Consider the following 12,869-nt stretch of genomic DNA (forward strand, 5'->3'; position numbering starts at 1 on the left):
AACGTTGCTGCTGCGAATGGAACGAGTGAAATACGCTTATCAAGCAGAACGGTATGTGCTGAATGGGATTGATTGGGAAATTCCAGAGCGAAAAAAATGCGCCTTGATCGGGCCAAACGGCTGCGGCAAAACGACGTTGTTTCTTCATTTGAACGGGCTGCTGCGGGCGCAGGAAGGAGCGGTGTATTGGAAAGGGCGCAACATGTATGAACGAGGAGCGGATTGGACGCAATGGCGGCGTGAAGTCGGCATCGTCTTTCAAAACCCGGAGCATCAAATCCTCGCCCCGCTCGTGCGTGATGAATTGGCGATCAGCTTAGTCCATGCCGGAATCGATCGAGAAAAAATGGGGGAGGCGCTTGCCGCGATTACGGCGGAATACCACCTTCAATCTTGGCTGGACCGCCCGACCCATCAATTCAGTCTCGGACAGAAAAAATGGCTGACGCTCTGCTGTACGATGGCGGCCAAGCCGGACTTGCTCGTATTGGACGAACCGACCGCCTATTTGGATCAGCATCAGACAAAGCAGTTTCTCAAACAAATTGACGCCATTCACCAGGCGGGGACGACTGTGTTGATCGCCACCCATGACATGGATTTCGTCTGGCAGTGGGCGGATGTCGTCGCGGTCATGCACGAAGGACGGATCGTGATGCAAGGGGCACCCGAAGACGTATTCGCCGACCGCCAGCGGCTGTTGGACATTCGCTTGGATGTTCCGCTGTTCGTGCGGCTTTGGCAAGCATGGCGGCCAGAGGAAAAGATCGTCCCCCGATGTGTTGCGCCGTGAAAGGGACATGAGCGGCGAATGGAGTGTGAAAAATGGGTGCTAGTCGGCAAAAGGAGGGATCATGATGAGCGGCAAATTGCTCATTGTCGGCTTCGGCCCGGGAAGCGTCGACCATATGACGAAACGGGCTCGGGAAGCGATTGAAGAAAGCGACGTCATCATCGGCTACAAAACGTACATCGAACTTGTGCGCGATCTCATTGCTGGAAAAGAGATCATTAGCACGGGCATGACCGAAGAAGTGAGCCGCGCCCAAGCGGCGGTGAAGTGGGCCGAGCGCGGCAAAACGGTTGCCGTCATCTCCAGCGGCGACGCCGGGTTGTACGGCATGGCGGGGCTCGTGTATGAAGTGTTGATCGAAAAAGGGTGGACGAAAGCGAGTCCGATTGAAGTCGAAGTCATCCCTGGCATTTCCGCGATTCATTCGTGCGCGGCGCTGCTTGGCGCCCCGATTATGCACGATGCCTGTACGATCAGTTTGAGCGATCATTTGACGCCGTGGGAGCTGATTGAAAAGCGGATTGACGCCGCGGCGGCGGCCGATTTTGTCATCGCGCTGTACAACCCGAAAAGCGGGCGGCGCACTCGGCAGATTGTGGAGGCGCAGCGCATCCTGCTTCGCCACCGGTCTCCGGAGACCCCGGTCGGTCTGGTAAAAAGCGCGTATCGCGAGCGTCAGCATATCGTCCTCACCGACTTGGCGCATATGCTGGACCATGAAATCGGCATGTTGACGACGGTCATTATCGGCAACTCGACGACTTTTGTTTACGATGGGCTCATGATCACGCCGCGCGGCTACCAGCGCAAATACCAGTTGACTGCCGCCGTCCAGCCGCTCAAGCCGCATGAGCGGCTGCGCAAAGAGGCGGAGCCATGGGCGCTCGACCAGACGAAGCCGCTGAGAGAGCCGGACGAAGAAAACGGAGAAGCGTTTCGGCCGTTTGCCGCGGCTGCCTCCGCTTTCGGGGACGAGAAAGACCGCGGTTTTGCCGCCGTAGCGGTTTTGCCGCCGGCTGTGGACGCGGCCGCGAAGGAAGCTGGATTGGCGCCGGCAGCTTCCGCTTTTCCGCTGCCGGAGGAGCCATTCGTCCAAACGGAAAACCGGCCGTCATCCGCTCTGTTGCATCGGGTGAGAGAAACAGCGGAGGACGCGCTTGCAGCATTGGAAAGAAGAACGACAAAGAAGGCGTCCGCCGTGCTGTTCGAAGCGGCAGTGAGCCCAGGGGTGGCCAACAAGCAGTTCACTCTGGAACAGCTCATCGCGCTCGCCGAAGCGGTCGGACCGGACGGGAAAATGACGTACACGCCGGATCATTATATCAAAATCGAGCGGGTGACAGAGGATCCAAAAGGGCTTGTCGATCGGCTCGCTGCTGTCGGACTGATGGTGATGCCGGTTGGTGATGTGCTGACGGTGAAGGCATGCGACTTTTGCGATGGAGAGAAAAAAGACGCGATTCCATATGCCGAGGAATTGGCGCGGCGATTTGGGGGCATGGCGCTGCCGAAAGAGTTGAAGCTTGGCATCAACGGCTGCGGCATGGCATGCTACGGCGCGGTGCGCGAAGACATCGGGCTTGTGTACCGGAAAGGGAAATTTGACTTGTTTTTAGGCGGGAAAACGGTCGGCCGCAACGCCCATCCTGGCCAGCTCGTTGCGGAAGGCATCCCGCCGGAAGAGATGGTGGCCATTGTGGCGGACATCATTGAACAGTACAAAGAACATGCTCATCCGAACGAACGATTTCATAAGTTTTTTGCCCGCGTGAAACAAATCGGCCGCTTTTCGTACGAGGAGGCCAAGACGGCGGCGAAGATCGAAACGCCGGCATGCGGTGAGTAACCTCGGATGGAGCGATATAAAAGAGAGGAGAGCGAATATGAGAGCCATTTTGTTTGTCGGCCATGGAAGCCGCGACCCGGAAGGAAATGAGCAAGTACAGCAGTTTGTCGACCGCCTGCGGCCGCGTCTTTCTGCTTCTTTCCATGTTGAAACGAGTTTTCTAGAGTTTGGCCGTCCGTCGATCAGCGAAGGAATCGCGCGGTGCGTTGAGGCCGGAGCGGCGGAAGTGGCGGTCATTCCGCTCATTTTATTGCCGGCTGGGCATTCGAAGCTGCACATCCCGGCGGAAATCGATGAGGCGAAAGCGCGCTATCCGCACATCATGTTTCGATATGGACGGCCGATCGGCGTTCATGAGCAGACGTTCGCGATTTTGCGCGAGCGTCTGCAAGAAATCGGCGAGCGGCCGGAAGAGCCAGACGACGGCACAGCGGTCATTTTGCTCGGCCGCGGCGGGAGCGACCCGGACGCGAACAGCGACTTGTATAAAATCGCCCGCTTGTTTTGGGAACAAACGGGCTATGCGTTCATCGAGCCGGCGTTTATGGGGGTGACGACGCCGTCGCTTGATGACGCCGTTCGCCGCTGTCTCATGCTCGGAGCTAGGCGGATCATTGTTCTTCCGTATTTTTTATTCACCGGCATCCTGATTAAGCGGCTTGAGCAGCAAGTGGCGCAATACCAAGCTGAGCACTCGCATATCTCGTTTGCGCTTGCCGGCTATTTTGGATTTCATCCGAAGCTTGAGGAGATCGTGCTTGACCGCCTCAACGAGGTGCTCGGCCAAACGGTGGCGATGAATTGCGATGTCTGTCAATATCGGCTGCACGCCGCCCATCATCACCATCATCATCACCATCATTGAAGGAGGAAGCGTCCGATGATTTTATTGTTAGCTGGAACAAGCGATGCCCGCGAATTGGCGGTGATGATCCAACAAGCCGGCTATAACGTAACCGCGACGGTCGTCACCGATCACGCGGCCGAACAGCTCCGATCGGCCGGCATTCGCGCCTATGTCGGCCGCTTGGATGCGTCCCAGCTTGCCGATCTGGCCAAAGCCGAGGGGGCCAAAGCGATTGTCGACGCGAGCCATCCATTTGCGGAAGAGGCGTCAAAAAACGCCATGCAAGCGGCAGCAGACGCCGGGTTGCCCTACATTCGCTACGAGCGGCAGGCGTCTTCGTTTTCATCCGAGAAGGTGACATTTGTCGACAGCTATGAAGAAGCGGCTGACTTGGCGGCGGAAAAAGGCGGCGTCGTGATGCTGACGACCGGCAGCAAAACGCTCGACATTTTCGCCGCCAAACTGCTCAATCGCCCAAACGTGAAGGTGATCGCCCGGATGCTCCCGAGAAAAGACAATTTGGACAAATGCGAGCGTCTTGGGTTTTCGCAAGAGCAGATCGTCATGATGCAGGGGCCGTTTACCCAAGAGCTCGACCGGGCGCTGTACCGTCATTTCGGCGTCACGGTCGTCGTCACGAAAGAAAGCGGCAAAGTCGGGTTTGTGGATGAGAAAATCGCCGCCGCCGAGGAGCTCGGCATCGAGGTCATCGTCATCCGCCGCCCGCGGCTGTCATACGGCATCGTGCACCACGATTTTGCCGGCGTGCTTGAGTCGTTGAAGCAGCATGCCCCGCTTCCGACGGCGTAAACGGATGGACATTCCTCCATGCCGCTGGGTAAAGCGCACACGTAGTGTCAAACAAAATAGATTTGGCTAGCGGGAGTTCCCTGAACATCAAGCGAAAAAAGGAGCGAGTGAAAGATGGAGTTTCATACCACGTTTCGTCCGGCCACCGTCCAGCCGGAACAAATTGAAGCGCGAAGTTTTCAAATCATTGATGAAGAGATCGGCGAGCATTCGTTTACGGAAGAACAATATCGAATCGTTCAGCGCGTCATCCATGCATCGGCTGATTTTGAGCTTGGCAAAAGTCTTCTTTTCCACCCGGATGCGATTCGCTCAGGCATTGATGCCATCCGCAGCGGCAAGCTTGTCGTCGCCGATGTGCAAATGGTGCAAGCCGGCGTCAATCAAGCGCGGTTGGCGAAGTTCGGCAGCGCGGTGCGCGTCTATATTTCTGATGAAGACGTGATCGCGGAAGCGAAACGGCTGAATACGACGAGGGCGATCGTGGCGATGCGCAAAGCGGTGAAAGAAGCGGAAGGCGGCATTTTCGCCATCGGCAACGCTCCGACAGCGTTATTGGAGCTCATTCGCCTCATCAAAGAAGGAGAAGCGCGGCCGGGGCTTGTGATCGGCTTGCCGGTCGGATTCGTCTCGGCGGCGGAATCGAAAGAAGAATTGGCGAAGCTCGATGTGCCGTTCATCACCAATCGCGGCCGCAAAGGAGGAAGCACCGTGACGGTCGCCGCTTTGAATGCGTTATCGCTGCTTGCCGAGCGAGCGTGACGAACGATGGAAACGAAAAAAACGCTGCGTGAAGGGTATACGACCGGATCGTGCGCGGCAGCGGCCACGAAAGCCGCGCTCACAGCCCTCATCACTGGCCAAGTGCAGACAGACGCGACGATTCGCCTTCCGATCGGGCGGGTCGTCACCTTTTCACTTGCCTCTTGTTCGTTCGAAGGCGAAACGGCGACTGCAGCTGTGGTGAAAGACGGCGGCGATGATCCGGATGCGACGCACGGTGCGCTCATCGTTTCCACTGTCTCGTGGGCCTCGTCGCCGGGCGTTCATATCGACGGCGGTGAAGGGGTCGGACGCGTCACCAAACCCGGCTTGCCGGTGCCGGTCGGGGAAGCGGCGATCAATCCAGTGCCGCGGCAAATGATCCGCGAAGCAGTCAACGAAGTATTGGCGCAATACGGTTTACATCGCGGGGTGAACGTTGTCATTTCCGTGCCCGGCGGCGAGGAAATCGCCAAAAAAACGTTGAATCCGAGGCTTGGCATTATGGGCGGCATTTCGATTTTAGGAACGCGGGGCATCGTCGTTCCGTTCTCGACCGCCGCCTACCGGGCGAGCATCGTACAGGCGCTTCAAGTGGCGAAAGCGAACGGCTGCCGCCATGTCGTGATCACGACCGGGGGGCGGAGCGAGAAATATGCCATGCAAGAGTATCCGCATTTGCCGGAAGAAGCATTTATTGAAATGGGTGATTTTGTCGGGTTTACGCTGAAGCAATGCAAACGGCTTGGCATCAAGATGGTGTCGATGGTCGGGATGATGGGGAAATTTTCGAAAGTCGCCCAAGGGGTGATGATGGTGCACTCGAAAAGCGCTCCGGTTGACTTCGGTTTTTTGGCGGCGCTCGCTGAGCAAGCCGGCGCCTCTTCCGCGTTGGTGGCCGCGGTGCGCGGCGCGAACACGGCGGCGCAAGTCGGCGACATGATGCAAGAAGCCGGCTGCACGAAGTTTTTCGAACTGTTGTGTGAGGCGTGTTGCCGGGCAGCGCTCAACGAAGTCGGAGGCGGCTTGACGGTGGCGACGTCCATTTACACCATGAACGGACAACGATTAGGAAAGGCGGTGCAAATTGATGGGGACGATGAAACTGATCGGCGTGGGAGCTGACGGGAAGGCAAGTCTTCCTGAGCTGTATCGGCGCTGGATTGATGAAAGCGAACTGCTTGTCGGCGGCGAGCGGCAGCTGGCGATGTTTCCCGATTACAAAGGAGAAACGATCGTCATCCGCCGCGGACTGGCGGAGCTGGTGGAGCGGCTTCGGCACGAGACGCGCCGTACTGTCGTGCTGGCGTCTGGCGATCCGCTCTTTTACGGCATCGGCAGCTATTTGGCCGGCAAATTGCCGATTGAGGTGTATCCGGCGGTCAGCTCGGTGCAATGGGCGTTTGCGAAAATGGGGGAGTCTTGGCAAGATGCCGCATTTATCAGCGTCCATGGCCGCCCGCTCACCGGCCTCGTGCAACGGATCGACGGGCGGCGCAAAGTCGCCATCTTAACCGATGAGACGAACTCGCCGGCCGTCATCGCCCGCTATTTGCTCGAGTACGGCATCACGGAATATGAGGCGTTTGTCGGTGAGGAGCTCGGCGGCCCGAACGAGCGTTGCCGCTTGTTTTCGTTGGAAGAGATGGCGGGAGCTGAGTTTCTTCCATTAAATATAGTCATTTTGCGGCAAACCGCTCCCGGTCCGGTTTGGCCGCTCGGCATTGAGGATGACGAGTTTTTTCAGCGCAAGCCGGACAAAGGATTGATTACGAAAAAAGAAATCCGAGTTTTAAGTCTAAGCGCTTTGCGCTTGCGCCCGGACAGCGTCGTCTGGGATATTGGAACGTGCACCGGTTCGGTGGCGATTGAAGCGGCGAAAATCGCCCGCGACGGCGCCGTGTTTGCGATTGAAAAAAATGAACAAGATATCGAACTTTGCCGGCAAAACTTGCGCAAATTCCGTGTCGATATCACGCTTGTGCACGGCAGGGCGCCCGATCGGCTCGACGAATTTGCCGACCCGGACGCCATCTTTATCGGCGGCACGTCAGGGGCGATGGCGCCATTGCTGGATGTGTGCTGCCGCCGCTTGAAACGAAATGGGCGCATCGTCATCAATGCGGCGACGATCGAGACGCTAGCCGAAGCGAGCCGCGAGCTCAGCGAACGCGGGTTTCATGTCGATATCACGCTCGCGCAAGTGTCGCGAAGCAAGCCGATTTTGAACTTGACGCGCTTTGAGGCGCTCAATCCGGTGTACATCATAGCCGCGAAGCGGGAGGGAGAGAAATGACGGGAACATTATATGGCATCGGCGTGGGCCCAGGCGATCCGGAGCTGATGACTGTCAAGGCGTACCGCCGCCTAAAAGAGGCGGAGGTGATCGCCTATCCAAAAAAAGGGCGGCAAAGCAAAAGCTATGCCGAACAAATTATCGACGCGTATTTTGCGCCGGAGGAAAAACGCCGGCTTGGGCTTCATTTTCCGATGACAAAAGACGTGGCCGTGCTTGAACCAAAATGGAACGAAGCAGCCGACGCCATTTGGGCGGAACTGTCGGCTGGGCGCGATGTGGCGTTTGTCACCGAAGGCGATCCGCTGTTGTACAGCACGTTCATCCATTTGATGCATGTGATGGAGCGACGCTATCCAGACGCGCCGATCGAAGTCGTCCCCGGCGTCAGCTCGGCGAACGCCGCCGCCGCCCGGCTTCGCCTGCCGCTTGCGGACGGCGATGAGCAAGTGGCGATCGTGCCGGCGCGTGACGACTATGAAGCGATGAAAGCCGCGATTCTTGCACATGATTGTGTCATCTTTTTTAAAGTAGCAAAAGTGATCGACTTGATGATCCGCCTCCTGCGCGAGCTCGATTTGCTTCATCGGGCGGCAGTGGTGACGAAAGTGACGTCAAGGGAAGAAGTCATTTGGGACGTTGAGCGGCTCGAAGGGGCAGAACTCGAATATTTGACATTGCTGGTGGTGAGAAAGTGAAGCTGTATATCATCGGAGCGGGGCCGGGAGCGCCGGATTTGATCACCGTTCGAGGAGCGGAGCTGTTGGCCGCGGCGGACGCCATTTTTTACACCGACTCGTTAGTGAGCGAAGAACTGATTGAGCGTTACCGGAAGCCGGAGGCAGAGGTGTTTCATACAGCCGGCATGCATTTGGAACAAATAGTGGCGATGATGGCCGACAAGGTGAGGCAAGGCCGGCTCGTCGTCCGCGTGCATACGGGTGATCCATCGATTTACGGGGCGACGCTCGAGCAAATCGCCTTATTGAAAGGAGAAGGAATTGAAGTCGAAATCGTCCCCGGTGTCAGTTCGGCGTTTGCGGCCGCGGCAGCCGTGCAGGCCGAGCTCACCGTCCCCGAATTGACGCAGACGGTCATTTTCACCCGCGCCGAGGGGCGGACGCCGGTGCCGCCGCGTGAGAAATTGCAGGAGCTGGCCCAGCATCATTGCACCCTTGTCCTTTTTTTAAGCGCGACGCTTGCCAAAAAAGTAAGCGCGGCGCTCCTTGACGCGGGCTGGAGCGGTGATACGCCGGTCGCGGTCGTCTATAAGGCGACATGGCCGGATGAAGTGGTGATTCGCTCCACGGTGGCGACATTGGCTGAGGATATGCGGCGCCATGGTGTGACGAAGCACGCCATCATCTTAGCCGGCTGGGCGCTCGATCCGCATATTCATGGACAAGGCTATCGGTCGAAGCTGTATGACCGGACGTTTACGCACGGATATCGAAAGGGGGAGGCGTAAGGTGGGGGCTGTTGCCATAAACAACGAAAGGAACGGCGTCTATGCGGTCGTGGCCATTACGAAACACGGGGTCGAGATCGCCCGCCGGCTCGGCGGCGCTCTAGTTGGAGCGGACGTGTATTATACGGAGAAATTCGCCCGCGGCGATGAAGCCGAGCACGGGATCCGCTTGTTTTCCGGCAACGTGAAGACGTTGCTGCCGGAGCTGTTCGCCCGCTACGACGGGCTCATTTGCATCATTTCGCTCGGCGCGGTCGTCCGGATGATCGCTCCATTGCTGAAAGATAAAAAGACCGATCCGGCGGTTGTCGTCATTGATGATAAAGGAGAACATGTCATCAGCGTATTATCCGGCCATTTAGGAGGCGCCAACGAACTGACGCGGCGTGTGGCCGCCATATTGGGCGCCCGCCCGGTCATTACGACCGCTTCCGATGTGCAGCAGACGATCGCTGTTGATCTATTCGGCCGCGAATTCGGCTGGGAATGGGAGTCGGATGACAACTTGACGCCGGTGAGCGCGGCTGTTGTCAATGAAGAACCGGTCGCCATTGTGCAAGAGTCAGGAGAACCAAATTGGTGGCCGGCGGGCCGCCCGCTGCCAAAAAACATCACCGTGTACGGCTCGATCGCGGAGGCGCTGGCCGCCCGCCCGACGGCAGCGCTTGTGGTCACTCACCGGCTGCTTGCGCCGGAAGAAGAAGCGATTTTGCAAAACGGCGTCTTGTATCGCCCGAAAGTGATCGCCCTTGGCATCGGCTGCAACCGCGGCACATCGGCTGACGAAATCGAAGCGGTCATCCGCGAGACGCTCAATGAGCTGCGCTTTTCGCTCAAAAGCGTCAAAGCGGTGTGCACCATTGACTTGAAAAAGGATGAACAAGGCCTTTTGGAGGTAGTCAACAAATATCGATGGGAATTGGTTGCATATACGCCAGAAGAGCTGAACACGGTGCCGATCGAAGCGCCGTCGGAGACCGTGTTTCGCTACACCGGCGCCTACGGGGTGAGCGAGCCGGCGGCGAAATTGTACAGCGGGGCCGATCGAATGGCGCTCGTGAAAAAGAAATCGGGCAACGTGACGATTTCGGTGGCACTGATCGATCACAGACGCAGAAAGGAGAGCGAGCCATGCGACGGCTTGTCATCGCTGCGCCAGGAAGCGGTGCCGGCAAAACGACTGTAACGCTCGGCTTGATGGCGGCCATGAGGCAGCAAGGATATACGGTGCAAGGGTTTAAATGCGGACCAGACTACATTGATCCGACGTACCATACGGCGGTCACCGGCCGGCCGGCGCGCAACTTGGACAGCTGGATGGCCGGCCGTGCGAACGTGCGCCAAATGTTGGCGAACGGCTGCCAAGGGGCGGATCTCGCCATCATCGAGGGGGTGATGGGGCTGTTTGACGGCAAGCAGCCGCTGTCTGATGAAGGATCGACAGCCGATATTGCGGCATTGACGGAAAGCCCGGTGCTGCTTGTCATTGACGCCGCCGGCATGGCCCGCAGCGCTGCTGCCATCGTCCGCGGGTTTCAAACGTTTCACCCCAACGTCCGCATTGCCGGCGTGTTTGCGAACCGCGTCGGCGGCGAAGGGCATTTCCGGCTGATTCAGGCGGCCATCGAGCAAATGTGCGGCATCCCGGCGGTCGGTTATTTGCCAAAAGACGAGGCTCTGACGTTGCCCGAGCGGCATTTAGGGCTCGTACCGTCGGTGGAGCGCGGCGAATTGGATGCTTTTTTTGCCGCCCTTGGGGAAAAAGTAGCGGAAACAGTCGATTGGGAGGCGCTGCTTCAAATCGCCGAGTCCGCTCCGCCTCTGGAGGCGCCTGCGCCGCTTGTCCAGCCAAGCCGGACGTATCCGGTTCGCATCGCGGTGGCGAAGGATGCCGCCTTCCACTTTTACTATCCAGAAAACTTGGAGATATTGGCCGCCTATGGCGCGGAACTTGTTTATTTCTCCCCGCTCGCCGGCGAGCCGCTTCCGGAAGGCGCCGACGGGCTGTATATCGGCGGTGGCTTCCCGGAGGAATTTGCCGCTGAGCTGGCGCGGCAGACGGCGGCGAAACAGTCGATCCGGGCGGCGATTGAATCCGGTTTGCCGACGCTGGCTGAGTGCGGCGGATTTATGTTTCTCACTGAACAGCTTGTGACGACGAGCGGGGAGGCGTACGACATGGTCGGCGTCATTCCGGGGCGGGTCGTCATGCAGCGGACGCTGGCGGCGCTTGGGTATCGCGAAGTGCGCGGGCGGAAAGGGAATTTTCTATTGCCGGAAGGAGAAACAGCGCGCGGACATGAATTCCATTATTCGGTGTACGAACCGCGGAGCGAGATGCCGTTTGCTTATGACACGAGCGGCCGGAAAGGAACAAAGCCGGACGGTTGTCTAATGCACCGGCTTGTCGCCGGCTACGTCCATTTCCATTTCGCGTCCGCCCCGGCGATGGCTGAACGATGGCTCGCCGCATGCGAGCGGGTGAAACGCGATGGCTAGAGCGCTGCCAGTCATGTTTCAAGGCACCCATTCCGATGCCGGCAAAAGCGTCATCGCCACCGCCTTTTGCCGCATGTTTGCCCAAGACGGCTGGAAGACGGCGCCGTTTAAGTCGCAAAACATGTCGTTAAACTCATATGTAACGCCGGACGGGAAAGAAATCGGCCGGGCGCAAGGCATTCAGGCGGAAGCGGCCGGAGTGGCGGCGCGCGTCGAGATGAATCCGATTTTGATTAAGCCAAGCCGCGATCACGAGTCGCAAATCGTTGTGCTTGGCAAACCGTATGCCAATATGCAGGCGTTCGCCTACCGAAACGAGTTTTTCGACCAAGGACTGGCCGTCATTCGCCAGTCGCTTGAAACGCTGATGAACGAATACGATCGGCTTGTCATCGAAGGAGCGGGAAGCCCGGCCGAAGTGAATTTAAACGACCGTGAGCTCGTCAACATGCGCATCGCCCGCCTCGCCAACGCTCCGGTCGTGTTGATCGGCGATATTGAGCGGGGCGGGGTGTTCGCGAGCCTCGTCGGAACGCTGTCGCTGCTTGAGCCTGAGGACCGAAAGCGGGTCATCGGCGTCATCATTAACAAGTTTCGCGGCGATGTGTCACTGCTTAAACCGGGGCTTGATTGGTTTGAGCAGCGCACCGGCGTGCCGGTGCTCGGCGTTGTCCCCTATTTGCCGGATTTGACGATCGATGCGGAAGATTCGCTGTCGCTTGAGCGGTTTGCTTCATCTGTCGGGGGAGAGGAAGCGATTGACATCGCCGTCATCCGCTATCCGAAAATCGCCAATTTCACCGATATCGACCCGCTTTTGGCCGAACCGGACTGCCGCGTCCGGTTGGTGACGCACGCGGGTGAACTCGGCGAGCCGGATGTGATCGTGCTGCCGGGAAGCAAAAACACGATCGAAGACTTGATTTATATGAAGAAAAGAGGACTCGCTTCCCGCATTGTGTCGCTTGTCAATGAAGGAAAAGCGAGGGTCGTCGGCTTATGCGGCGGCTACCAAATGCTTGGCGCCGTCATCCGCGATCCGTATGGAGTCGAGACGCCGCTTTTGGAAGTCAAAGGGCTTGGGTTGCTGCCGATGGAAACAACGCTTGAGCGGACGAAAATCACGATCCGTTCCGAAGGAGTGCTTACATGGGGCGGAGAGCGATTTGCCGTGCAAGGATACGAAATTCATATGGGCCGCTCGACGCCGCTTTCTGGCTATGCGCCGCTTATTGAGGCGGACGGCCGTCATGAAGGGGCGAAGCACAGTGATGAGCGGGTGCTGGGCACGTACATGCACGATTTGTTTCATAACGATGCGTTCCGCACCGCTTTTTTGAATGCTATTCGCCGCGAAAAGGGAGCTCCGTTGCACGGCGCTGTATCGTTTCACACCCGTAAGGAAGCGATGTTTGACCGGCTTGCCGCCCATGTCCGCGAGCATGTCGACGTCGGACGGATCGAACAGATGATGCGTCAATTTCAGCGGCTGTGATCGATATGGAAAATGGTGGTGCGGAGGAACGGCCGATATGGCCCGCTTTTGCC

Annotated in this window: 12 protein-coding genes; all 12 read left to right on the plus strand. The window is 58.0% G+C overall.

All coding sequences use genetic code 11. The features are described 5' to 3' along the window. Nucleotides 1-4: 4 nt before the first annotated feature. The 12 genes from CV945_RS04370 (at nucleotide 5) to CV945_RS04425 (ending at nucleotide 12,816) form a co-directional block, all read left to right on the plus strand. A complete protein-coding gene (locus CV945_RS04370; protein ID WP_011231296.1) occupies nucleotides 5-793 on the plus strand; it encodes an energy-coupling factor ABC transporter ATP-binding protein in 789 nt (262 codons plus the stop codon). A gap of 61 nt (nucleotides 794-854) precedes the next feature. Next, nucleotides 855-2,639, plus strand: coding sequence for a precorrin-3B C(17)-methyltransferase (gene cobJ / locus CV945_RS04375; RefSeq protein WP_100659216.1), 1,785 nt, complete (start codon nucleotides 855-857; stop codon nucleotides 2,637-2,639). 37 nt (nucleotides 2,640-2,676) lie between these two features. Further along, the gene (locus CV945_RS04380) at nucleotides 2,677-3,504 is read left to right on the plus strand and encodes a sirohydrochlorin chelatase (protein ID WP_100659217.1); all 828 of its coding nucleotides are present in this window, start codon (nucleotides 2,677-2,679) and stop codon (nucleotides 3,502-3,504) included. A 15-nt stretch (nucleotides 3,505-3,519) separates the two neighbouring features. Beyond that, nucleotides 3,520-4,296, plus strand: a complete 777-nt coding sequence (gene cobK, locus CV945_RS04385) for a precorrin-6A reductase (protein WP_100659218.1) — start codon at nucleotides 3,520-3,522, stop codon at nucleotides 4,294-4,296. A 114-nt stretch (nucleotides 4,297-4,410) separates the two neighbouring features. Continuing rightward, the gene (locus CV945_RS04390; RefSeq protein WP_011231292.1) at nucleotides 4,411-5,058 is read left to right on the plus strand and encodes a precorrin-8X methylmutase; all 648 of its coding nucleotides are present in this window, start codon (nucleotides 4,411-4,413) and stop codon (nucleotides 5,056-5,058) included. Between the two features lie 6 nt (nucleotides 5,059-5,064). Next, a complete protein-coding gene (locus tag CV945_RS04395; RefSeq protein WP_044742813.1) occupies nucleotides 5,065-6,183 on the plus strand; it encodes a cobalt-precorrin-5B (C(1))-methyltransferase in 1,119 nt (372 codons plus the stop codon). Continuing rightward, the gene (cbiE, locus tag CV945_RS04400) at nucleotides 6,149-7,354 is read left to right on the plus strand and encodes a precorrin-6y C5,15-methyltransferase (decarboxylating) subunit CbiE (protein WP_100659219.1); all 1,206 of its coding nucleotides are present in this window, start codon (nucleotides 6,149-6,151) and stop codon (nucleotides 7,352-7,354) included. Before CV945_RS04395 ends, cbiE begins: the two co-directional genes overlap by 35 nt. After that, complete coding sequence (cobI, locus tag CV945_RS04405; RefSeq protein ID WP_011887473.1) at nucleotides 7,351-8,052, plus strand: precorrin-2 C(20)-methyltransferase; 702 nt, start codon at nucleotides 7,351-7,353, stop codon at nucleotides 8,050-8,052. The genes cbiE and cobI overlap by 4 nt, the downstream gene beginning before the upstream one ends. Further along, the gene (cobM, locus tag CV945_RS04410) at nucleotides 8,049-8,822 is read left to right on the plus strand and encodes a precorrin-4 C(11)-methyltransferase (protein WP_100659220.1); all 774 of its coding nucleotides are present in this window, start codon (nucleotides 8,049-8,051) and stop codon (nucleotides 8,820-8,822) included. The genes cobI and cobM overlap by 4 nt, the downstream gene beginning before the upstream one ends. A gap of 1 nt (nucleotide 8,823) precedes the next feature. Continuing rightward, nucleotides 8,824-10,008, plus strand: coding sequence for a cobalt-precorrin 5A hydrolase (locus CV945_RS04415; RefSeq protein ID WP_100659221.1), 1,185 nt, complete (start codon nucleotides 8,824-8,826; stop codon nucleotides 10,006-10,008). After that, nucleotides 9,954-11,321, plus strand: coding sequence for a cobyrinic acid a,c-diamide synthase CobB (locus CV945_RS04420; protein WP_033010019.1), 1,368 nt, complete (start codon nucleotides 9,954-9,956; stop codon nucleotides 11,319-11,321). Before CV945_RS04415 ends, CV945_RS04420 begins: the two co-directional genes overlap by 55 nt. Then, a complete protein-coding gene (locus tag CV945_RS04425; protein WP_100659222.1) occupies nucleotides 11,314-12,816 on the plus strand; it encodes a cobyric acid synthase in 1,503 nt (500 codons plus the stop codon). The genes CV945_RS04420 and CV945_RS04425 overlap by 8 nt, the downstream gene beginning before the upstream one ends. Nucleotides 12,817-12,869: the final 53 nt, after the last annotated feature.

The organism is Geobacillus sp. Manikaran-105 (genome assembly GCF_002809955.1).
In the GTDB taxonomy this organism is placed as follows: Bacteria; Bacillota; Bacilli; order Bacillales; family Anoxybacillaceae; genus Geobacillus; species Geobacillus thermophilus.

Coding starts and splice junctions, on each gene's coding strand:
- cobJ (WP_100659216.1), top strand. CDS start 855: ATGATGAGCGGCAAATTGCTCATTGTCGGCTTCGGCCCGGGAAGCGTC.
- CV945_RS04380 (WP_100659217.1), top strand. CDS start 2,677: ATGAGAGCCATTTTGTTTGTCGGCCATGGAAGCCGCGACCCGGAAGGA.
- cobK (WP_100659218.1), top strand. CDS start 3,520: ATGATTTTATTGTTAGCTGGAACAAGCGATGCCCGCGAATTGGCGGTG.
- CV945_RS04390 (WP_011231292.1), top strand. CDS start 4,411: ATGGAGTTTCATACCACGTTTCGTCCGGCCACCGTCCAGCCGGAACAA.
- CV945_RS04395 (WP_044742813.1), top strand. CDS start 5,065: ATGGAAACGAAAAAAACGCTGCGTGAAGGGTATACGACCGGATCGTGC.
- cbiE (WP_100659219.1), top strand. CDS start 6,149: ATGGGGACGATGAAACTGATCGGCGTGGGAGCTGACGGGAAGGCAAGT.
- cobI (WP_011887473.1), top strand. CDS start 7,351: ATGACGGGAACATTATATGGCATCGGCGTGGGCCCAGGCGATCCGGAG.
- CV945_RS04420 (WP_033010019.1), top strand. CDS start 9,954: ATGCGACGGCTTGTCATCGCTGCGCCAGGAAGCGGTGCCGGCAAAACG.
- CV945_RS04425 (WP_100659222.1), top strand. CDS start 11,314: ATGGCTAGAGCGCTGCCAGTCATGTTTCAAGGCACCCATTCCGATGCC.